The organism is Rhizobium sp. N324 (genome assembly GCF_001664485.1).
In the GTDB taxonomy this organism is placed as follows: Bacteria; Pseudomonadota; Alphaproteobacteria; order Rhizobiales; family Rhizobiaceae; genus Rhizobium.
The window spans coordinates 537,570-559,036 of record NZ_CP013635.1 but is presented as its reverse complement, the minus strand read 5'-3'; the positions used below and the strand labels follow the sequence as shown (position 1 = coordinate 559,036).

The following is a 21,467-nucleotide window of genomic DNA, read 5'->3' as shown; positions in this document are numbered from 1 at the left end:
ACCCAAGAAGAACCAAGGACAAATCCATGAGCACTTTCGTGCCAGCCTCACGCGTCTCCAGGATCAAGGTTTCGCCGAGCACGGCGGCGGCGGCGCGCGCCCGCGAGCTGAAGGCGGCCGGCCGCGACATCGTCGACATGACGGTCGGCGAACCCGACTTCGATACGCCGGATCACGTCAAGGCCGCGGCCCATGCCGCCATCGATCGGGGCGAAACCAAATACACCGCCGTCAACGGCACGCCTTCCCTGCGCAAGGCGATCATCGGCGATTTCGAGCGGCGTCTCGGATTGCGATATGGCGATAACGAGATCTGCGTCGGCGGCGGCGCCAAGCAGATCCTGTTCCTCGCCTTGATGGCCAGCGTCGAGAACGATGCCGAGGTCATCATTCCGGCACCCTATTGGGTCTCCTATCCCGATATGGTGATCGCCAACGAGGGCAAGCCGGTCATCTTGCAATGCCCGCAGGAGCAGGGCTTCAAGCTGACGCCGGAAGCTCTCGAAGCGGCGATCACGCCGAAGACCATGTGGCTGATCCTGAATGCGCCGTCGAACCCGACCGGCGCTGCCTATAGCCGCGACGAACTGCGGGAGATCGGAAAGGTACTGCTGCGGCACCCGGAGATCATGATCCTCTCCGACGACATCTACGATCAGGTCTGGTTCAAGGACGAGCCGATGACGACGCTGGTCGCAGCCGTGCCGGAACTGAAGGAGCGGGTGCTCCTCACCAACGGCGTATCGAAATCCTACGCCATGACCGGCTGGCGCATCGGTTACGGAGCGGGGCCGGCGCCGCTGATCGCGGCGATCAACAAGCTGCAGTCGCAGATGTCGTCCTGCCCGTCCTCGGTCAGCCAGGCGGCGGCCGCGCATGCGCTCGCCTCCGACCAGGGCTTCGTCACCGACAGCGTCAAGGTCTATAAGGAACGCCGCGACTATGCCTGCCGGCGTCTGAACGCTGTGCCGGGCCTGTCGTGCCTGGTGCCGGACGGGGCCTTCTACCTCTTTCCCAACTGCGCCGGCGTGATCGGCCGGAGGACGCCTGAGGGCAAGGTGATCGAGACGGACCTCGACTTCGTCCTCTATCTCCTCGACGGCGTCGGCGTGGCGGCCCTGCAGGGCGCGGCCTACGGCCTGTCGCCGTATTTCCGCCTGTCGATCGCCACCTCGATGGACGCCATCACCGAGGCCTGTGATCGCATCGAGCGGGCGGTCGGCGAATTGCGTTGAATTCTGCCGCACGCGGGAGGGGCTTGCGCGTCTCCCGCCCGAGGTCTTAGGTTCCGTAAACCGAAGCTTGAGGCCATGAGCGTAGATTTTAGAAAACTGCGAAGTTTCGTCAAGATTGTCGATACCGGCAGCGTTTCGCGTGCAGCCGCCCTGCTTCGCACCGCTCAGCCTGCGCTCTCCCAGCAGATCGCCGCACTGGAGGCCCATTTCAAGCACAAGCTTCTGATTCGAAGCAATGTCGGCATCACCCCGACCGAGGCCGGCCTTATCCTCTATCGGCATGCCCAGCTGATGCTGAAGCAGATCGATCAGGCGCAGACCGATATGAACCAGTCCGCAAAGTCGGTGGCCGGAAGGGTATCGATCGGGCTTGCGACCTATTCGACGTCGAGCGCCTTGTCGCTGCCGATCCTGAAGGAAATGAAAGCCCGTCACCCCGACGTCGTCGTCCACATAAACGACAGCTTCGGCCACATCCTCAGCGAACTCATCATGACCGGCAAGATGGACATGGCGCTGATCTATGCCGCAGACCCCATCAAAGGGGTGACGCTCCAGCCGCTGTTTCGGGAGCAGATGTTCCTGGTATCGCCGCCGGGCGCGGAATTGCCCGGCGACCCGTCCGAGCCTCTGCCGCTCGCATCGGTCGATGCCCTGCCGCTGCTGCTGCCCAGCAAAGGCCATCTGCTTCGCCGGCTCATCGACGAAGCGTTCGCCCGCGCCCGCGCCCATCCGCAAGTGCTGTCGGAGATCGAGTCGGTGCCGGCGCTCGACGCCGCGGTACGGGAAGGGCTGGGGTCCACCATTCTTCCGGCATCGGTGGTCACCGAAACCTCCTATTTCGCCGGCACGCAGGTGCGGGCGCTGACCAAGCCCGTCATCGAAGCGACCGTCTCCCTCTGCGTCTCCGACCATCTGCCTCTGTCGGAGCCGGCGCTCGCGGCGCGGGCTGTCCTGCTGGAGATCGTTGCAAAGCTGATGAGCAGCCAGCATCAGGGTATCAAGACGGTTTAGAGCCGACCCGTTTTTCAACCGCGCCTGCCATAAGCAAACCCTATGGCGGCAGACAGCAACTGTGTTAGCCAAGCCGGTCGCCGATCACCTAACCTCCTCAGAAGACATAAGGGTCTCCGAAACGCATGAGACCAACGGTTGCTTCGAGGGAAACATGGCAAAACTGGCTTTCGACACTGGCGGCACCTTCACCGACTTCGCATTGCTTGATGACAATGGCGATCTCCATTTGCACAAGGTGCTGAGCACGCCGAAGAACCCGGCGGAAGCGGTCGTACAGGGCGTGTCGGAACTCCTGGAACAATTCTCCTCCGCCATCTCGATCGAACGTCTGCAGGTCTTGGGTGCGACGACGGTGGTGACGAATGCCGTGCTGGAGCGCAAGGGCGTCGAGACCAGCTTCATCACCACCGATGGCTTTCAGGATATGCTGCGCATCCGCAACGAAGGCCGCTACGACCTCTACGATCTCAACATCAAATATCCGGATCCGCTGGTCACGCGGTCGAACAGCTATGGCGCCGTCGAGCGCATCGCGGCCGATGGCGAGGTGATGACGGAACTCAAGGAAGAGACCGTCCGCGAAATTGCGTCGCATCTGAAGAAGAAGGGCATCCGTTCCGTCGCCGTGTGCCTGCTGCACGCCTATAAATATCCGCAGCACGAACAGCGTGTGGCAGCCCTCCTGCGTGAGGAAGACCCCGATATTTTCGTATCGCTGTCGTCGGAGGTCTGCCCTGAGATGCGGGAATTCGACCGCGCTTCGACGACGGTCGTCAATGCCTATACCCGTCCGCAAATGGCCGGTCACGTCGCTCATCTTCAGCGCGAATTCGCCACGAAAGGCATCGATCGCCAGGTTCTCTGGATGACCTCGTCGGGCGGCCTGGTGCCGAGCCGGCGCGCCGCCGAACTTCCCGTCCGCCTGATCGAATCCGGGCCGGCGGCCGGCGCCGTCGCCGCCGCCGAGTTCGGGCGCATCGCCGGCGAGGGAAGCGTGCTTTCCTTCGACATGGGCGGCACCACAGCGAAGCTTTGCCTGATCCCGAACGGCGAGCCGACGGTCGGAACGGACCTCGAGGTTGCTCACTATCAGCGTTTCCGCAAGGGCTCGGGCTTCCCGCTGAAGATCCAGTCGATCCAGATGATCGAAATCGGCGCCGGCGGCGGGTCGATCGCGGCAAAGAACCCGCTGGGTCTTCTCGATGTCGGCCCGCATTCGGCGGGCGCGATGCCGGGTCCGGCGGCCTATCAGCGCGGCGGCACGCAGCCGACGGTGACCGATGCGGATATCCTGCTTGGTTATATGGGGACGGAGTCCTTCGTCGGCGGCTCCTTCAAGGTGTCGAAGGACGCCGCACGCGAAGCGATGGCCGCACTTGCCAAATTGCTCGATGTCAGCGTCGACCGCTGCGCCTGGGGCATTCACGATCTCGTCAATGAATCCATGAGCAAGGCGGCGGCCATGCATGCCACCGATCTCGGTGTCGATCCGCGGTCGCTGCCCATGGTGGCATTCGGCGGCGCGGGCCCGGTGCATGCCTACGGCATCGCCCGCAAGCTCGGCATCAAGCGCATCATCTGCCCGACGGGGGCAGGCGTCACCTCGGCCATCGGCCTGCTGATCGCGCCCGTCGCCGTCGACCTCTCCGCAAGTCATCCGATGCCGGTCGACAATTGGGACGTCGCGGCGGTCGACCGTCTGCTGGACGATCTGGCTGCGCAGGGTGCCGAGGTGGTCTCCGCCGCCGGGGTCGCCAAGGAGACGATCACCAACCGCTACACGGTCGACATGCGCCATGTCGGCCAAGGGCACGAGATCACCGTGGCTCTGCCCGATCGCGGCCTGCCGAAGCAGGAATTCCTCAAGCAGCTGCTCGCCAATTTCTACAAGCTCTATCGCGAGCTGTTCGGCCGGACGGTCAACGCGTCCGTCGAGGTCATCACCTGGCGGCTTCGCGCCAGCGGCGAAAAGGATCGGGTGACCCGGCCTCATGAAGTCAATGCCGCCGATGCGTTGAAGGGGCAGCGCCAGGTCTATTTCCCGGAGCTCGGCGCCTATGCTGAGACGCCTGTCTACGACCACTACCGGCTTCCGGTGGGGCGCGAATTCGCAGGGCCGGCGATCGTCGAGCAGCGCGAATCCACGGCCGTCGTCGGGCCAAGCGGCGTCTTCCACGTCGATGCCAACGGCAACCTCGTGATCAACATTCAGTAAGGCGAATTCCGATGTCGAAGACCGCTACCGATTTCAACGATCCGATCAATCTTCAGGTCATGTGGAACCGCTTGATCTTCATCGCCGATCAGGCTGACAACGTGCTCGGCAAGACGGCCTTCTCGCCGATCGTCCGTGAGAACCACGATTATGTCACCGTGCTGCTCGACAGCAAGGGGCGGGCGCTTGCCCAATGCACCTGGTCCATCCCGGTCTTCATCACCTCGCTGCCGGCGGCGGCCCAGAAATATTTCCTGCCGAAGTTTCCGGCGGAAACACTTGTCGAAGGCGATGTTCTCGCGACCAACGATCCGGAGATCGGCACCGGCCATCTGCCCGATGTGACGATGATCACGCCGATCTTCAAGAACGGCAAGGTGGTGGCCTATGCCGGCTCGATCGCTCACCTGCCTGACATCGGCGGAGCACCGCTTCATTCGGAGGCGAGCGACATTTTCGAGGAAGGCATTCGTTTCCCGATCGTCAAACTGCACAAAGCCGGCGTTCCCAATCAGGACGTTCTCGACATCATCGCCGCATCGGTGCGGCTGCCGACCGAAGTCCAGGGCGATCTGGAATCGATGATCGCCGCCAACAATGTCATGGGCCGCGAACTGGTGAAATTCCTCGATGAATATGGCCTCGACGATGTCGATGGCCTCGCCGAGGCCATCCATTCCCGCTCGGAGGCGCAGACCCGCAAGGCGATCAAGGCGTGGCCGAATGGCCGCTATTCGGCGCAGATGACGCTGGACGGCTATGAGACCGACATCATCTTGAAGGCGACGGTCATCGTCGGCGACGATTCCATCCATGTGGATTACGCCGGCACATCAGATCAGGTTCTCCACTCGATCAACTGCCGCACCAACTACCGCTACGCCCATTCGGTCTATGCGCTGAAATGCCTGCTCGATCCCGATACGCCGAACAACGAGGGCTGCATCACGCCGATCACCGACGACGCTCCGCTTGGCTCCGTTCTCAATCCGGAGCAGTGGACGGCGGGCAATTCCCGCAACTTGATCGGCCATGCGATCCCCTCGCTGATCTTCCGGGCGCTCGAAGGCGTGGTGCCCGACAAGGTCATGGGCGACAGCGGCGGCGCCCCCATATGGGCGGCCAACTGCGTCGGCCGCCGGGATGACGGTTCGCAATACGGATCCGTGCAGAATTTCCATGGCGGCCAGGGGGCTCGTGCGGAATTCGACGGGCTGGATACGCTGAGCTTTCCATCGAACTGCAAAGTGACCGCCGTCGAAATGTTCGAAATCGCCGTGCCCGTGCTGATGGAGCGCAAGGAACTCATCGCCGATTCCGGCGGAGCCGGCAAATATCGGGGCGGCCTGGGGCAGCGGGCAATCCTGCGCAATCTCGGACGCTCGGCGATGAATATCTATCTCGCATCCGAGCGTGTCCGGCATCCCTGCTTCGGTGTCGTCGACGGACAGGACGGCACGCCGGGCAAGGTCAGCAAGGAAGGCCAGCCGCAATTTCCAAAGGGCAAGGTCGTGCTGAAGACCGGCGAGCGGCTGGAAGTCGAAACGCCGGGCGGCGGCGGATGGGGCAGGGTGAGCGAGCGACCGGCCGTGCTGATCGAGCAGGATCTTGCCGAAGGCCTGATCACCCCAAAGGCCGCAAAGCTTATATATGGCTACAAGGGCGCGGCCGCGGTGGCCGCGGAATAGGAGGAGCCATTATGGGCCTGTTGAACGGAAAGATCGCGCTCGTCACCGGAGCGGGAACGGGCATCGGTCGCGAGGCCGCGATCCTTCTTGCCGAGGAAGGCGCCACCGTCGTTCTCACAGGCCGCCGGATGGCGCCGCTGCGGGAGGTCGCCGGGCTGATCGAGAAGCGGCGGGGCAAGGCCTTTACCCGGCCTCTGAATATCGAATCGCGGCAGGAAATCTTCGAAAGCGTGAAGTGGATCAGGGACGGCATCGGTCCGGTCGATATTCTCGTCAACAATGCCGGCAGCGCGAGCAAGGTGCTGAACGCACGTTTCCTCAGCGAAGAAGAGTGGAACTCCACGGTCAACGTCAACCTGACCGCCGTCTTCAACCTTACCCAGGCGGCCCTGCCCGACATGATCGCCAATGGCGGCGGCACGGTGATCACCGTCTCGTCGCTTGCGGCTCTCAATCCGAACCTCCTGGGCGGGGCGGCTTATGGCGCTGCCAAGGCCGGGGTGAAGAACTTCATGACCTTCGTCCACAACACCTATCGAAACCAGGGCATCCGGGCGACGACGATCCTTCCCGGCGAAACCAACACGCCGATCATGGACAACCGCGCACGGCCGCCGCTCGAAAGCGAGCGGGCCGTGATGCTCGATCCGCATGACGTGGCGAGGGCAATCGCGCTCTGCGCAAGCCTGCAGAAGGGCGCCGTCATCCCCGAGCTTCACATCTGCCCGACCTTCATGCGGGACACATCGGCCGATATCGAGACCGCGCGCTGGGTCGGCGCGCCAGCCGATACGCCCGACATGCCGAAATCAAGGAAATAGGAGGACAACCATGAACGGCGCAAAGCTGCGCGCCCGGCTGCAGGCCGGCGAAGCCATCTCGATGTTTACGCCGCACCACTCCTCTTCGGGCCTGGCCGCCCGGCTGGTGGAGCTGGGCGCGGATTCGGTCTTCGTCGACTGCGAGCATGGCACTTGGAGCTTCGAGGATGTCAGGATGACTTCCCAAATCGTCCGCTCGGTCGGCGGCGCTGCAATCGTCCGCCCGCATTCGCACGAACGTCCCGTCATCATCCGCTATTTGAATGCCGGCGCCGATGGGATCATGGTGCCGATGGTCGAGACTTCGGAACAGGCGCGCGCGATTGTCGATGCCGTCCGTTATGCCCTGCCATCCGATTACGAAAAGCGGCTGGTGATCGCCATGGTCGAGACGCAGGATGCGATCGCCAATCTGGACGAGATGCTTCGTGTCGATGGCATCGACGTGTTCTTCATCGGTCCCGGCGATCTCTCCCAGGATATGGGTTATCCGCCGGCTCCGCCGTTCGGCGAGCCGCGCCCGGCAGCTGTGACGGACGAGGTCGCCCGCGCCGTCGGCAAGATTCGCGCCGCGGGCAAGATTGCCGGTACGCTCGTGACCGCCGAGGAACTGCCGCACTGGCGGGAAAAGGGCGTGCAGTTCTTCTATATTCACTCGGACCCGTTCCTGCGCCGCGGCCTCGCCGGCGTCAGGCAGGCGCTCGCCTCATAGTGCAGGTGCATGGGCGCGCCGCCACTATGGCGGCATTGTTCCGTATCAGGAGGTCTGGCGAAGCGCCGCGACGACGCGGTCGGCCATGAAAGCGCAGCGGGCGCCATCGAAGGGATACAGCGCCGAGAAGGCGCCGGACAGCCGTTTTTCAATCGACTGGCGCATCATCTTCCGCGCCCGGTGCAGCCGCGTCTTCGCGGTTTCGGGTCTTATGCCGAGATAGGATGCGGCCTCGTCGGTGCTCATGCCCTCGACATCCCGCAGCACGAAGATGGCGCGAAAGTCATCCGGCAGTTCGTCGACCGCCTGTTCCAGCAATTGCCGCGCCTGGCTCCGCGACAGCTCGGTTTCCGGATCTGTCGCCGATAACGAGGATGGAAACTGCACGACCTGGCCACCCGCCGATGTCGCCTGCATGTCGATTTCCTCCAGTCCGGTGGTGTTCTTTTGCGCGCGGACCCGGCCCAGCGCCTCGTTGAGTGTAATTCGGGTCAGCCATGTCGAAAGCTCGGCCTCACCCCGGAATGCCGACAGGCTGGCGAAGGCCTTGATGTAAGACGCCTGGACGACATCTTCCGCCTCCGCATCATCGCGGATGACGGCGCGCGCGGTGCGGAACAGCCGCTGATTGTGAAGCTGGATGATGGCGCGGATGGCGACCTCGTCGCCGATTTTTGCCAGCGGCACGAGGTCGGCGTCGGCAAGTGCCGATGGGAGCGGTCGATGTCGTGTGACCGGAACCGGAATGGCTGTCATGGAAAATCTCCGCTACCCCGTCTTTCCAGGAGCCCGGCCTATGGCCGGATCTCCAGTGTGCCCGTCATGGCGGGATGAAAGCGGCAGTAGAAGTCGACCGCTCCCGCTCGGCTGATCGTCACGCGGCCTTCCGATTTCGGCGGCAGGTCGATATCGAAGCTCTTGTCACGCGCCGTTGCCGTATGCCGGAATATATCATCATTTCGCCAGATGATCACATCGCCGACATGCAGTTCGGCAGGCGGCGCGCTGAATTTCATGCCCGTGATGGTGACCTGATATTCTGCCGCCGATGCTGCCCCGGCCCAAAATACGAACAGCAGCGGCAGCGATTTCATCAGCAGGTTCATCGCAACTACTTCATCATCGAGGCAAGATGCTCGGCATGCATCTGGTGCTGCTTGAACAGGGTCAGGCCCGTTTCCAGGAGCGACTTCAACTCCTTGTTCTGAGCCGAGGGGATCAGCACCGTGGACAGCGCTGAGTTGACCGACTTGTGATAGGCGACTTCGTTTTCGACATAGGCCTTGTCGAAGGCCGCGCCGTCGAGAGCCTCAAGCGTCTTCAACTCCTTGCTTGCTTGAGCCGAGAGCGACTGGCTGATCTTGTTGTCCTCGGGCGTCACCTTCAACTGCTTGACGAGGGCGAGCGCCTGGTCGTTGACGGCCTTGTGGTCACGTTCCATGGTCTTGGCGAATTCGATGACTTCGGCATTCTTGCTTTTCTTCAATGCCTGTTCAGCGGCGGTGACATCGATCTGCCCCGCGGTATAGGCGATATGGGCGATCTGAGGGTCGGTCGGCTTGGCATCGGCGGCGAGTGAAACCGTGCCGAGCGAGGCCGCTATCAGGGCTGCACCGAAAATCTGTTTCAACATGATCTGTCTCCCTTGTGTCGTGTGAATGCCTTCCGCAGCGCCGGCGCGTCTTTGGAAGCAGACATTGGATGCAGATGCGGCGAAAAGGTTCCCGGAAATTTGTCGTGACGCCAGGATCAAGTGGAACCTGCCCGAAGTGCGTGTCGATCACGCGGATATGATAAGAAAAACGAATGCCGATGAACCGATGAGGTCATGCTTGGTCTGTGCGAAGGTGACTGAAGAGGCTACTGCTCATTTGCGCTCGAAGTCAGAGGACATCCGCAAGGCTTTTCGGGGGGCCCTAATGGTCGCGTCCGGATGATTCGCCGCGGCTTAATGATGCTGCACGATGCTTGGTTTGCGGAGGATGAATGAAGCGGTTTTCGAGCCTCCGAACCCTGTTCTTCGCACCGATCGTCCTGATAGGGCTCGGCGCTCCAGCGGCATCGGCGGGGCAGAATGAATGCGCCGGCCGTGCGGCAGACATCATTCGGCGTGCCTATCCGAGCGCGACAAATGCCGACGATGGTACTCTTCTGTTCGAGGGGGCAACCATCACGCTACCCAAGGACGATAGTGTTGATGGCGATCCGCATGCTGTGATCTGCCGGGTTTGGCCGGCTCAGCCCCAGCTGATGCTGATTGCGGTCCCATTGATGACAGAGCAGTCGGATTCGGAAAACGAAGGGGATATCGAACTGCTGGTCGCCGATAGCACCAACCTGAAAATAATGCAGCGGCTGCGTCTTGACGGACTTATGTCCGACGACGCCGTTCGAGTACGAAGCGTCGCCTTCGATACCGCACGCTATCAGCTCGCTCCGGGGAAAACGGCTTTCGGTCTGCGTGTTTCGCTGGAAGGCAGCTCGCGCGCCAATCCATTTGGTGAAACCACCTTATGGCTCTTCTCGATCGAAGGTGATCAGCTGAAGCCGGTTCTCGACAACATTGTCGTCGGCGAGATTCATGGAGAATGGGATACCGTGTGTGCCGGTGAGTTTAGTGAAACGACGCGCACGCTTTCGATGGTTCCGTCAGCGAAAGCTGCGGTTGCCGACATCGTCGTCACCGAGAAGACGACGACATCCGTCGATACGGTCGGAACGGATAATAGTTGCAACAGCGAAGACAAGACGACGATCGACAAACACCGGCTGCAATACGACGGATCGGGATATGGCGTTCCGAACGACTTGAAGCGGGTCGAATAGGAGGAGTTGATCGGAATGGTGGTCGAGGCTGCGCATCGAACCGGCTGCGGCGATCGGAGCCTACAGGCTGCTGGATCATGGTCAAAACACGCTGACGCTGTCCGTTCTGCGCGGCAAATATCCGACTTTAGAGGCAAGGAAGGACTTTTTTAAAGCGTTGCTGCCTTGGATGGTCCTGTTTTGGCAGGGGGCCGGTTTCGCTCACACATAGCAGCGATGCAATCGGTCAGCAGGAAATACGATATGGTGCAAGGCATCTATGCCCTTATGATCCACCGCAAGTCCGGCGGCGATGCATGCGCAGAGGCTCGGCGTCTGTGGTCGAAACAATGAACGGCTCCGGACCGAATACGACCTATCAGGGCCGGGAGATCGGCGATCTCGATCCGGTAGATCAAAAAGCCAAATTCTGCGCTGAAATCGCAGCATTCGCCAATGCCGCCATGGATGGAAATCTGACGCGGCGAATGAATGCCGACTACACCGATCCGGATCTTCGCCGCTCGGCGGCGCTACTCAATGAACTGATTTCATCGATCGACGACAATCTCTCCGACTTCAACGACGCGATGGCGGCCTTCGCCCACGGGGATCTCCGCGTCGGCATGCGGGACAAACACCGTGGGGCGTTCAGGCCGTTGCAGAAAAATTTCAATCTGGCCGTCGCAACGATCCGCACGGTGCTGGGCGAGCGCGGCTCGGAGCGGTTCACGGACAAGGCCACAAAATTTCGGCGGATGATGGCGGCGGTGAGAGGTTGTCGCCGATATTCGGGCCTCCGACGAAGATTCGCGGTCGGTTCCCTCGCCGCCCCACGATCTCTGGCTGAAGCTTGCCGAGGCTCTGCGCGGTTCCTCGGTCTGAAGGGTCGCGGCGGGCAGCGGCGAATGTCACCGGCCCAAATTCTGATCGCGCCACAACCGGGATGGCCGTGGCGCGCTCAACCTTCGGGACGATTGCCGTCCGCAGCGGAAACCTTGCTGCCCCTCAGAAGGGATAATGCTGGGCGGAATCCTCGACCGTGATCCAGCGCAGATCGGTGAATTCGGCGATGGCCGCCTTGCCGCCGAAGCGGCCGTAGCCGCTGCCTTTGACGCCGCCGAAGGGCATTTGCGCTTCGTCGTGCACGGTCGGGCCATTGATGTGGCAGATGCCGGATTCGATCCGCGCCGCAACCGCCATTGCCCGCTGGATGTTGCGGCTGAAGACGGCGGATGACAGGCCGTATTCGGTGTCGTTGGCGATGCGGATCGCTTCTTCCTCGCCCGAGACGCGAATGATCGGCTTGACCGGGCCGAAGGATTCTTCCGCATAGACGCGCATATCAGGCGTGACGTGATCGAGCAGCGTCGCCTCGACCACTGTGCCGGAGCGCTTGCCGCCGGCCACAAGTTTTGCGCCCTTGGCCGTCGCATCGGCGATCAGTTCTTCCATTTTCTTGGCGGCATCGAGGCTGATCAGCGAGCCGAGCACGACATGGCCGCGCGGGTCGCCGGCCGGGAGCTGGCTGGCGCGGGCGGCGAGTTTGGCGACGAACTGATCGGCGATCGAGCTATCGACGATGATCCGCTCCGTCGACATGCAGATCTGCCCCTGATGCATGAAGGCGCCGAAAGTGGCGGCATTGACCGCGCCGTCGATATCGGCGTCGTCGAGAATAACCAGCGGGGCCTTGCCGCCGAGCTCGAGAAGGGCAGGCTTGAGGTGCTTGCCGCAGGTCTCGGCGATGATCTTGCCGACTTTGGTCGATCCGGTGAAGTTGACGCGCTTGACGGCCGGATGGGCGATCAGCGCAGCGACGATCTGAGGTGCATCTTCCGGCGCATTGGTGATGACGTTGAGGACGCCGGCCGGCAGGCCGGCTTCCGTCAGCACCGTTGCGATCAGCCGGTGCGTGCCGGGGCATTGCTCGGAGGCTTTGAGGATAGCGGTGTTGCCGCAGGCAATCGGCATGGCGATGGCGCGGGTCGCCAGGATGACAGGCGCGTTCCAGGGCGCGATCGCCAGGCAGACGCCGGCAGCCTGACGAACGCCCATGGCGAGCGTGCCGGGTTTGTTGGAGGGAATGATTTCGCCTGAAATCTGCGTCGTCATGGCGCCGGCCTCGCGCAGGATGTTGGCGGCGAACATGACGTTGAAGCCGGCCCAAGGCGCGGTGGCACCGGTTTCCTCGATCATCAGCCGGGTAAATTCGTCCACCTTGGAATCCATGATGTCGGCGGCCTTCATCAGGATCGCGCGGCGCTGACCGGGGCCGGTCTTCGACCAAGCGCCGAAGGCGGCGGACGCGGCGTCGACGGCGGCGGCGGCATCCTCCAGGCTCGCCGCGGCGGCGCGGCTGGCGAGTTTTTCGGTGAAGGGATCGATGCGGTCATAGGTCCGGCCGTCGGAGGCCGGGCGGTCCGCGCCGTTGATCAGGAGGGAAATATTCATCATGGGTCTCCTTTGATAATGACTAGAAGCCGAGGACGTCGGCATTGATGGATGCTTCGAGGCCGCCGTCGGCGGCAAGATTGGCACCGTTGATCCAGCGCCCGCCATCCGAGCAGAGGAAAAGCACGGCGGGTGCGATATCGGCGGCAGTGCCGGCGCGGCCGACGCGGGTGATGTCGCTGTCGACCCTGGCATCGCCGAGCACGGCGCGGAACTGTTTAAGGATCGGCGTTTCCACCGGCCCCGGGCTTACCGCATTGACGCGGATACCGCGGTCCTTGAACAAGGGCTGGTGCGCCGCGCGCATGGTCCAGAGCAGCAGCAGCTCCTTGGAAAGCGGATAACCTTCCTCGTCCCTGAGGCCGTGTTCGGCGGCGACCGCCGAGACATCGGGAAAGCCTTCAATGCCGGTCAGGATCTTTGCCCGATCGAGATTGGCGCGCCAGCCGTAGCCGGCAATCGAGGCGACGTTGACGATGGCGCCGCCTTCGCGCAGGCGCGGCGCCACGGCTTCCGACAGGGCGCGAAGGCCGTAGAAATTGACGGCGAGCGTCGAGACGACGCCGGTATTGCCGGAAAGGCCGGCGACATTGGCGAGCGCATCGAGCCGCGCCGGGAGCCGTGCAGCGATCTCGGCTACGCCCGATGGCGTGGACAGATCGCCCTTGATGAAGGCGGCACTTCCATTCGCCGGTTCGCGGACATCGACGCCGATCACCTCGGCCCCCATCTGGCCGGCCAGTTCAGCCGTGCGCGCGCCGATGCCGGAGGCGACGCCGGTCACCAGGATCGTTTTACCAAAAAGCATGGATGTCACCTTTCGCAAGAGAAACTGGAGGCGGGCTCATTCTTCCCATTTGATCTTGTTCGGACCAGGAAGTTTCAGCCGGTAGCCGACGGGCAGGAGCTGGAAATCGAAGCGGCGTTCGATTTCGCCCCAAAGGCCGCGTGGCAGGTAGAGGGAGAAGATCAGGGCGGTGGCGCCGAGGCCGATCAGATACCAGACGCCGGCTCCGCCGAAGAAGGTCTCGATGAGGAAGAACAGGATGGCGCCGAGGATTGCGCCTTCGAACTTGCCGATCCCGCCGACCAGCACCATGAAGATCATGTAGGCCGTCCACTGGACACTGAAATAGGTCTTCGGCTGGAAGGTGGTGGCGGTCGCCAGCCACAGGCCGCCGGCGATCGCAATGCCGAAGGCGGCGAGCACGAAGAGCAGACGCTTGGTTCCGGTCACCCGCACGCCGACCGAAGTCGCCGCCTCTTCATTGTCGCGGATCGCCTGCATGGCGGCACCGGCGCGGCTGCGCATCAGCATGAAGAGGGCGCCGAGCAGGGCCGCCATCGACGCCAGCGAAAGCCAGTAGATCGTTGCCCGCCGCATGCCGCTGTCATAGAGGTTGAGCGAGATCAGCGAGGTTCCGGTTTCCCCTTGGATCAACCGGTCGAGATTGACGAGCAGGTGGGCGAGCTCGGCCACGACCCACATGCCGATCGCGAATTCGCCGCCCTTCAGCCGCAGCATGAAGAGCGAAAGCGGGATCGACAGCGCGCCGGTCACGATCGCGGCGGCAAAGACCGAGACGAAGGGGTCGAGCCCGGCATCGGCGAGCCGAATGGTGAAATAGGCGCCGAGGCCGAAGAACACCTGCTGGCCGACCGAGACCAGCCCGCCGAAACCGGCGAGCGCATTCCACATCGCGGCAAGGATCACGTAGATGAAGAGGGCCGTCAGCCTGTCGATCGCGCCGGCGCCAAGCACGGCGGGGGCGAGCGCCAGCAGGGCAAGCACTGCGGCCATCGAGCCAAGCGCCAGCCGCGAAGCTCTCGTCCAGCGCTCTATCGATATTCCGTTGGAGACGAATGTCATGTCGGGCTCCGAAGACGGGCGCGAAAATTCAAGAACGCGCCGAGCTTGTCGAGTTGAGGCATGCCGAAGCGGGACAGCCTGACGAAAAGGACCAGCAGAAACACGGCATGGCCGCCGATTAGAAAGCCTTGCGGGTGCAGCTGCGCGCCGAGCGATTGGGCGAGGCCGAGAATGATGCCGCCGGCAAGCGTGCCCCAGAGAGATCCCGCTCCGCCAATCACGGCCGCCTCGAAGGCGAAGAGCAGCTGCGGGCCGCCGGCATAGGGGCTGAAGGTCGCCCGCATTCCGAGAAAGGCGCCGGCGATCCCGATCGTCACCATGGTGATCGCGGTGGCGACGGCGTTCACTCGGCGCGCATCGATGCCGGCCAGCCCCGCCGTATCGGGATCTTCGGCCGTAGCGCGGATGGCGCGGCCGAGCGCAAAGCGGCTAAGAAAGAATTGCAGCGCGCCGAGAAGGAGGACCGCCGTCAACATCATCATCACGGCAAGCTTGCCGACGAAGATGTGGCCCGGCAGCTGCCAGGACGCATAGGACAGGTTGCCGATGAAGGGTGCGAGCGACCGTGTATCGGCGCCGAACTGCTCGAACAGCAGATTGTCGATGACGATCGACAAGCCGAAGGTGGTGAGGATCGGCAGCAGCGTGCCGCCGCGGGCGCTGCGTTCGAGGATGAAGCGCTGCAGCAGCCAGCCGATCGCCGCCATGACGGGCAGCACGATCAGCAGGCCGGCGAAAGGCGGGATGCCGGCCTTGGCGGCGAGCAGCCATAGCCCGTAGGCGGCGGCGACCGCCAGGCTGCCGTGGGCGAGATTGATGATCCGCATGACCGAAAACATGAAGGACAGGCCGCAGGCGATGACGGCGTAATAGCCGCCGAGCAGGATACCCTGGATGAGGGAGTTGATCATGATGGGCTCCTTTCGCCGGCTGCCCGGTGCAGCCCGAAATAGGCCTGGGTGACGTGTTCGCGGGTGACGGCGCCAGCCGGCCGGTCGAGCACGATGCGTCCTTCCAGCATGCAGATAACGCGGCTTGCGACGCTCATGGCGCGGGCAAGGTCCTGCTCGACGAGCACGATGGTCGTTCCCGAGGTCAGCAATGCCTGCAACTGGGCATAGACGCGGTCGACGACGAGCGGCGAAAGCCCGAGCGAGACTTCGTCCAGCAGCAGAATATCCGGGTTGCTCATCAGCGCACGGCCGATGGCGGTCGCTTGCTGTTCGCCGCCCGAGAGGTGCCCTGTCTTGGCATGGCGGCGGGGTTTGAGGTTCGGGAAGGCGTCGAGGACGCGATCGATGCTCCACTCGCCCTTGCGGCCGCAGCTCTTTCCGAGAAGCAGGTTCTCTTCGACCGTCATCTGTGAAAACAGCCGCCGGCCTTCCGGCACCAAAGCGATTCCCTTGGCGATCCGTTTGTGGGAAGGCACGGAGGCCAGGTCTTCATCGTTGAGAAGGACCTGCCCGGCAGACGGAAGGTGAGCACCGGCGATCGAGCGCAGCAGCGTCGTCTTGCCCGCGCCGTTGGCGCCGACCAGCGCCAGCACCTCGCCCTTGACGATATCGAAGCTCACGCCGCGCACGGCCTGCAAAAGGCCGTGGCGGACGTCGAGGTTGCGAATGGAGAGAAGGCTCATGCCGGCGTTCCTCCGAGATAGGCCTTGACCACTTCGGCGTTGCTCATGACCGCTTTCGGCTCGCCATCGGCGATGATCCGGCCGGCATCCATGCAGATCAGCCGTTCCGCCACCTGCAGGAGGATATGAACGATATGCTCGATCCAGACGATGCCGATACCGCGGCGGCGCAATTCGAGGATGGTTTCCACGAGCTCGCTCGCCTCGCCATCGGTCAGGCCGCCGCCGATCTCGTCGAGCAGCAGCAGCCGCGGCTGCGTGGCAAGCGCACGGGCAAGCTCCAGGCGTTTGCGATCGAGAAGGCCGAGCGTGTCGGCCGGGCGGTTGGCGACGCCAAGCATGCCGCAGAGCGAAAGCGAATCCACCACACGCTCATAGGCTTCGTCGCGGCTTGCGGCATGGCCGTGCGATGCGGCGACGAAGACATTTTCGAAGGTCGTCATGCCGCTGAAGGGTTTGGGCACCTGATGGGTCCGCACCAGCCCGGACCGGCAGCGCTCCGCCGCCGTCCGGCCCGTGACGTCGGCGCCGTCGAAGGTGATGGTTCCAGCACTTGGCGGGAAGGCGCCGGCGAGCACGGAGAGCAGCGTGGTCTTGCCCGCGCCGTTCGGCCCGACGATGCCGACCGCATCGCCATCGCCCATGGAAAAGTCCAGGTTCTCCAGGACGACGAGGGCGCCGAACTGCTTGTGTATCCCTTTGGCCGAGAGAAAGGCTCCTCCCGGCCGATTTTGAGCTAGCTGCTGCACCGTGCGTTATCCGTTGTAAGCGATAAGCTTGGCGCCGACCGGGACGTTGGGATCGGTGGCGTTTTCGGTGACGACGTAGTCGAGCGCGAATTTCGAGCCTTCGGCCGCCTTGACCCATTGCGTGCCGATGATCGGTCCGGGCGAGACATTGGCGACGGGACCGCTGGTGAAATCGACCTTGCCGGCGATCGTGGTGGTTTTCAGCTTGGAAATCGCCTTGGCGACGGCTTCCTTGCTCTTGACGTCGCTGCTCGCTTTCAGCGCATCGAAGCCGGCATCGAGAAGCGCCAGGCTGGCGCCCAGTTGCTGCGTCCACTGCTTGCCGCTCGCCGTTTCGTAGCCGTCTGCGAGTTCGGTTCCCGACACGCCCGTCAGCGTGGATTTGTAAGGGAAGGCCTTGTGCCAATAGGCGGCGCTGCCGATGTTCATGCCGAGATCGCCGAGCGCCTCGATGTCGGAGGGAAACAGGCCCGTCTTGGCGACCTGGCAGATCTTGATCTGCTGGGTGAGTCCCTGCTGTGCGGCCTGGCGCCAGAAGGCAGCGAAATCGGGCGGGATCGGGAAGGAGTTGAAGATCTCCACGCCCTCCTGCCGGAAGAGAGCGATCTGCGCGGTAAAATCGGTGGTGCCGGTTTCATAGGCGCCGGGATCGACGATGGTGAAGCCGGCCTTGGCAAGGGCCGGCGCCAGATGGGCGCGGATCGCGTTGCCATCGGCGTCGTTCGGATACATCACGCCGACCTTCTTGTTGGTCTCGATCAGGTTCCACTGCGAAACATAGGCCTTGTGGAATTCTTCGACGCCAAAGCCGAAATGATAGGTCCATTTGAAGGGGGAGGGCGCGCCCGGCTTGGCGCCACGGCCGAAATACCAGGCCTCCCAGGGCATGACGGTGGACAGGCAGGGAACGCCGGCCGCCTCGCAGGCGTCGGCCACCGGGTTGATGGTTTCCGGTGTCGACACCGCGAGCATCAGGTCGATCGCCTGGTTGTTGATCAGCTCCTTCGCGAGCTGGCCGGCGCGCGACGGATCGGACTGGGTGTCCTGGTCGAGAATCTCCACCTTCCAGGTCTTGCCGCCGGCTTGCAGGCCGTTCGCCAACGCCTTGCGTGCGAGGTCCAGCACATAGCCATCCGTCTCGCCGAAGCCGCCGAGCGGGCCGGTGCGCGGGCTGATGAAACCGACCTTCAGCGTATCGCCGTCAGCGAAAGCCGTGCGGCCGGACAGCGCCAGTGCCGCGCTGCCTGCCGCGGCCGATGCGATGAAAGAGCGGCGGGTCAATGTCGCCGCGTTGAGTTTTCCGTTCATGAAATCATTCCTCCCTCTCGATGCGGGCCTCCCGCCCGTTTCGCGTTCATTCCGGCCGACCTGTGGTTCAGATCGGGTATTGCCGTTTTCCCGATGCCATGGTGACCCATCTGAGCTCGGTGAATTCGTCGATCGCCGCCTTGCCGCCGAAGCGGCCGTAGCCGCTCGATTTGACGCCGCCGAACGGCATTTGCGGCTCGTCGGAAACCGTGGCTTCGTTGATGTGGCAGATGCCGGATTCCAGCCGCATGGCGACGGCAAGTGCCGCATTGACATCGGCGCTGAAGACCGCGGCCGAAAGCCCGTATTCATTGTCGTTGGCGACCGTTACGGCCTCGTCGATGCTGCCGACCCGGATGATCGCCGCGACCGGCCCGAAGCTCTCCTCCCGGTAGATACGCATGGCCGGCGTCACGTGATCGATGACGGTCGCATCCATCAGCGTGCCGTGGGCCTCGCCGCCGCAGACCAGGACCGCGCCCTTCTGCAGGGCATCGTCGATCAGCGACCTGACGCGGCGCACGGCCTCTGCATTGATCAGCGTGCCGAGCGGCGTATTGCCTTCCCCGGGATGGCCTGCGACGAGGGCGGCCGCCTTCGTCCTGAACTTGCCGACGAAATGGTCGGCGATCTCGTCCATCAGGATGATCCGTTCGGTCGACATGCAGATCTGACCCTGGTTCATGAAGGCGCCGAAGGCGGCGGCACTGACCGCCTCGTCGATATCGGCGTCTGCAAGCACGATGAACGGCGCCTTGCCGCCGAGTTCGAGCAGGCAGCGCTTCAGATGCCTTGCCGAGGATTCGGCAATGATCCTGCCGACACGAGTGGAGCCGGTGAAATTGACGCGGCGCACGGCCGGATGGGCGATCAAGGCATCGACGACGGCGGCGGCATCGCCCGGCGCATTGGAGACGACATTGACGACGCCGCGCGGGAAGCCGGCGTCGCGCATGATGTCGCCGATCAGGCCATGGGTCTTCGGGCAGAGTTCGGAGGCCTTGAGCACGACCGTGTTGCCGCAGGCCAGCGGCATGGCGATAGCGCGGGCGCCGAGAATGATCGGCGCATTCCAGGGGGCGATGCCGACGCAGACGCCGGCCGGCTGGCGCACGGCCATGGCGAGGCTGCCGGGAATGCCCGACGGAATGAGTTCGCCTGATATTTGCGTGGTCATCGCCGCCGCCTCGCGAAGAATTTCGGCGCCGAGCCCGCAATTGATCGCCGCCCATTGCGCGGTTGCGCCGGTTTCCCCGGTCATGGCGGCAGTAAGCACCGGCGTGCGGGCCTCCAGGAGATCTGCCGCGCCATTCAGCAGCCGGCGCCGTTCGACGGGGCCTGTCTGCGACCAATCGGGAAAGGCGGCAGCGGCGGCATTGGCGGCCCGCGTCATGTCGGCGACGGATCCCGCCGAGGCGACCGTGGCGACATCGCCGGTCAGCGGATCAATGCGTTCGAAGGTCGCCCCTTGGGAAGCCTCCATCGCCTCGTTATTGATCATCAGCTTTGCCGAAAACACCGTTATCCCCATCCTCCGCGAAGCAGCGCTTGCATTGTTGCCAGGGGGAGAAGACGCACGGACACAGCAGCCCAAGGCTGTCTCAGCGTTGCCGCGTCTGTCGGAATGCCTCCTCCCAAAGGCTGATGACGATCAGGTTACGCCGATCGATTGGGGATGGAATGCGATTTATTGGGTTAATATTGTAATTATCCGGCGATTGCCGCAATGTTTAGTGGCAAGCGGAGGGAGGCGTTGCTGACGGACGGCGGTATTCATCATTATGCCAGGGGTGAGTGGCATGCGCCGTCGCTGTCGCATCGACGCATCCGTCTTCAAAAGGGACTCTATGCCGACTTCTATCATTTCCTGCTGCTTGGTGAGGGGCGAGCCGAGCTTCATTTCGACAGTGGCGAAGATCGGATATTGCAGGGGCCGCTGCTTGCCTTCTTGCCGCCGCAGGCCGGCTGCGACCTGTCGATTTCTGCCGGAACTGCTGCCCATCTCGTCGGAGCCGCGGCGCAGGTCATGGTCGATGCGATCGGCGACAAGGTGGAATCCTATTCGCTGCGCATCTTCACCGAACAGCGCAAGCTGGTCGAGGCGACGGACCCCTTGCTGGTGGCCGAAATCAGTCCATTGATTTCGGGCTTCGTGCGGGAACTCGCCGATCCCTCCCGCTCTTCCTGGATGGTGGCTTCGGCCTATATGCGCCTGATCCTGATGACGCTATGGCGCGGTTCCGGCGGCGAGAGAAGCGAGCCGCGCGGGCAGGGCGAAACCGGATCGATCCTGCAGCGATATCGGCAACTGGTCGAGGCCGGTTTCCGCCGGCATCGCCCGATCAGCGATTATGCCGCAGAGCTGGGCGTCACCGCCGACCGGCTTCATGCAATCTGCCAGAGGGCACTCGGCCGCTCGCCGATCCAGCTTTTGCATGAGCGGGTGGTACAGGAGGCAAAACTCAGATTGGAGCGCTCGGCCCGCAATATCCAGGAAATCTCCGACAGCCTCGGCTTTCGCGACCCGACCTATTTCAGTCATTTCTTCAAACGCAAGACCGGCCTTTCGCCTGCCGGCTACCGCGACATCGCCCGCGCGTCGGCAGGCTCGGAAAACAGCATGCTGTCCTCGGGCTACGCCGACTGGCCTTAGGCTCAGAGGCCATTGGAAGATGGAATTTGCCGGTGTTGGATCGCAAATCACATTGATATGGAGGCCCCAACAGACGTAGGACTGCGATGCGCCAATAGTAACCGTCACAACGGATCGGGTGAACGACCGCTTCGGGGCCGATAGCGGACAGGCGGCTTGTCGATTCCCGATCTTGATAAACAGCCCTTTGGCGTGCTGCGCCGAGTGAAGATGAGGACTACGTCTAAGCCATCCCCTCTAAGGCACTCCTTTTGTGAGAATCGAGATCCGCGCGACCTGGCGCGGATCGAGCATTCAGTTTGAC

General features: G+C 63.1%; 20 protein-coding genes. 9 read left to right on the top strand and 11 right to left on the bottom strand.

Annotated elements, in window-relative coordinates; all coding sequences use genetic code 11:
- Positions 1 to 26: 26 nt before the first annotated feature.
- From AMK05_RS32485 to AMK05_RS32460, 6 genes are all read left to right on the top strand, one after another.
- Positions 27 to 1,235 carry an aspartate transaminase gene (locus tag AMK05_RS32485; protein WP_064844772.1) on the top strand — a complete coding sequence of 403 codons (1,209 nt, stop codon included), beginning with the start codon at positions 27 to 29 and terminating at the stop codon, positions 1,233 to 1,235.
- Between the two features lie 75 nt (positions 1,236 to 1,310).
- On the top strand, positions 1,311 to 2,249 hold the full coding sequence (nac, locus tag AMK05_RS32480; protein WP_064844770.1) for a nitrogen assimilation transcriptional regulator NAC: 939 nt from the start codon (positions 1,311 to 1,313) through the stop codon (positions 2,247 to 2,249).
- 154 nt (positions 2,250 to 2,403) lie between these two features.
- Entirely contained in the window at positions 2,404 to 4,467 is a 2,064-nt protein-coding gene (locus tag AMK05_RS32475; RefSeq protein ID WP_064844768.1) for a hydantoinase/oxoprolinase family protein, read from the top strand.
- An 11-nt stretch (positions 4,468 to 4,478) separates the two neighbouring features.
- Positions 4,479 to 6,155, top strand: coding sequence for a hydantoinase B/oxoprolinase family protein (locus AMK05_RS32470; protein ID WP_004672027.1), 1,677 nt, complete (start codon positions 4,479 to 4,481; stop codon positions 6,153 to 6,155).
- An 11-nt stretch (positions 6,156 to 6,166) separates the two neighbouring features.
- A complete protein-coding gene (locus AMK05_RS32465; protein ID WP_064844766.1) occupies positions 6,167 to 6,976 on the top strand; it encodes an SDR family oxidoreductase in 810 nt (269 codons plus the stop codon).
- A 10-nt stretch (positions 6,977 to 6,986) separates the two neighbouring features.
- On the top strand, positions 6,987 to 7,688 hold the full coding sequence (locus tag AMK05_RS32460; RefSeq protein ID WP_064844764.1) for an HpcH/HpaI aldolase family protein: 702 nt from the start codon (positions 6,987 to 6,989) through the stop codon (positions 7,686 to 7,688).
- A 45-nt stretch (positions 7,689 to 7,733) separates the two neighbouring features.
- On the opposite strand, the gene AMK05_RS32455 is transcribed toward AMK05_RS32460, so the two are convergent.
- Genes AMK05_RS32455 through AMK05_RS32445 form a run of 3 tightly spaced genes read right to left on the bottom strand, consistent with a single transcriptional unit; the run spans position 7,734 to position 9,321 of the window.
- Entirely contained in the window at positions 7,734 to 8,444 is a 711-nt protein-coding gene (locus AMK05_RS32455) for an RNA polymerase sigma factor (protein ID WP_064844763.1), read from the bottom strand.
- Positions 8,445 to 8,482: 38 nt separating this feature from the next.
- Complete coding sequence (locus AMK05_RS32450; protein WP_064844761.1) at positions 8,483 to 8,794, bottom strand: cupredoxin domain-containing protein; 312 nt, start codon at positions 8,792 to 8,794, stop codon at positions 8,483 to 8,485.
- A gap of 5 nt (positions 8,795 to 8,799) precedes the next feature.
- Entirely contained in the window at positions 8,800 to 9,321 is a 522-nt protein-coding gene (locus tag AMK05_RS32445; protein ID WP_064844759.1) for a DUF4142 domain-containing protein, read from the bottom strand.
- 353 nt (positions 9,322 to 9,674) lie between these two features.
- Here AMK05_RS32445 and AMK05_RS32435 point away from each other — a divergent pair, with 353 nt between their 5' ends.
- Both AMK05_RS32435 and AMK05_RS32430 read left to right on the top strand, forming a co-directional pair.
- Complete coding sequence (locus AMK05_RS32435; RefSeq protein WP_064844756.1) at positions 9,675 to 10,514, top strand: hypothetical protein; 840 nt, start codon at positions 9,675 to 9,677, stop codon at positions 10,512 to 10,514.
- Positions 10,515 to 10,843: 329 nt separating this feature from the next.
- Positions 10,844 to 11,539, top strand: a complete 696-nt coding sequence (locus AMK05_RS32430; protein ID WP_064844754.1) for a hypothetical protein — start codon at positions 10,844 to 10,846, stop codon at positions 11,537 to 11,539.
- On the opposite strand, the gene AMK05_RS32425 is transcribed toward AMK05_RS32430, so the two are convergent.
- The 8 genes from AMK05_RS32425 to AMK05_RS32390 form a co-directional block, all read right to left on the bottom strand.
- Complete coding sequence (locus tag AMK05_RS32425) at positions 11,502 to 12,947, bottom strand: aldehyde dehydrogenase (protein WP_064844752.1); 1,446 nt, start codon at positions 12,945 to 12,947, stop codon at positions 11,502 to 11,504. The genes AMK05_RS32430 and AMK05_RS32425 overlap by 38 nt on opposite strands.
- Before the next feature lie 22 nt (positions 12,948 to 12,969).
- Positions 12,970 to 13,755 (bottom strand): coniferyl-alcohol dehydrogenase, encoded by a 786-nt coding sequence (locus tag AMK05_RS32420; protein WP_064844750.1) that lies wholly within the window; start codon positions 13,753 to 13,755, stop codon positions 12,970 to 12,972.
- A gap of 36 nt (positions 13,756 to 13,791) precedes the next feature.
- Positions 13,792 to 14,817 carry a branched-chain amino acid ABC transporter permease gene (locus AMK05_RS32415; RefSeq protein WP_064844747.1) on the bottom strand — a complete coding sequence of 342 codons (1,026 nt, stop codon included), beginning with the start codon at positions 14,815 to 14,817 and terminating at the stop codon, positions 13,792 to 13,794.
- Positions 14,814 to 15,728: a branched-chain amino acid ABC transporter permease gene (locus tag AMK05_RS32410; RefSeq protein ID WP_064844745.1), complete on the bottom strand. Its 915-nt coding sequence runs from the start codon at positions 15,726 to 15,728 to the stop codon at positions 14,814 to 14,816. Before AMK05_RS32410 ends, AMK05_RS32415 begins: the two co-directional genes overlap by 4 nt.
- Positions 15,725 to 16,453, bottom strand: coding sequence for an ABC transporter ATP-binding protein (locus AMK05_RS32405; RefSeq protein WP_064844743.1), 729 nt, complete (start codon positions 16,451 to 16,453; stop codon positions 15,725 to 15,727). Before AMK05_RS32405 ends, AMK05_RS32410 begins: the two co-directional genes overlap by 4 nt.
- Positions 16,450 to 17,202 carry an ABC transporter ATP-binding protein gene (locus AMK05_RS32400; protein ID WP_012555840.1) on the bottom strand — a complete coding sequence of 251 codons (753 nt, stop codon included), beginning with the start codon at positions 17,200 to 17,202 and terminating at the stop codon, positions 16,450 to 16,452. The genes AMK05_RS32405 and AMK05_RS32400 overlap by 4 nt, the downstream gene beginning before the upstream one ends.
- A 6-nt stretch (positions 17,203 to 17,208) precedes the next feature.
- On the bottom strand, positions 17,209 to 18,510 hold the full coding sequence (locus tag AMK05_RS32395) for an ABC transporter substrate-binding protein (RefSeq protein ID WP_064844741.1): 1,302 nt from the start codon (positions 18,508 to 18,510) through the stop codon (positions 17,209 to 17,211).
- A 67-nt stretch (positions 18,511 to 18,577) separates the two neighbouring features.
- A complete protein-coding gene (locus tag AMK05_RS32390) occupies positions 18,578 to 20,041 on the bottom strand; it encodes an aldehyde dehydrogenase (RefSeq protein WP_064844739.1) in 1,464 nt (487 codons plus the stop codon).
- Positions 20,042 to 20,263: 222 nt separating this feature from the next.
- On the opposite strand from AMK05_RS32390, the gene AMK05_RS32385 reads away from it, so the two are divergent.
- Complete coding sequence (locus AMK05_RS32385; RefSeq protein WP_064844737.1) at positions 20,264 to 21,163, top strand: helix-turn-helix transcriptional regulator; 900 nt, start codon at positions 20,264 to 20,266, stop codon at positions 21,161 to 21,163.
- Positions 21,164 to 21,467: the final 304 nt, after the last annotated feature.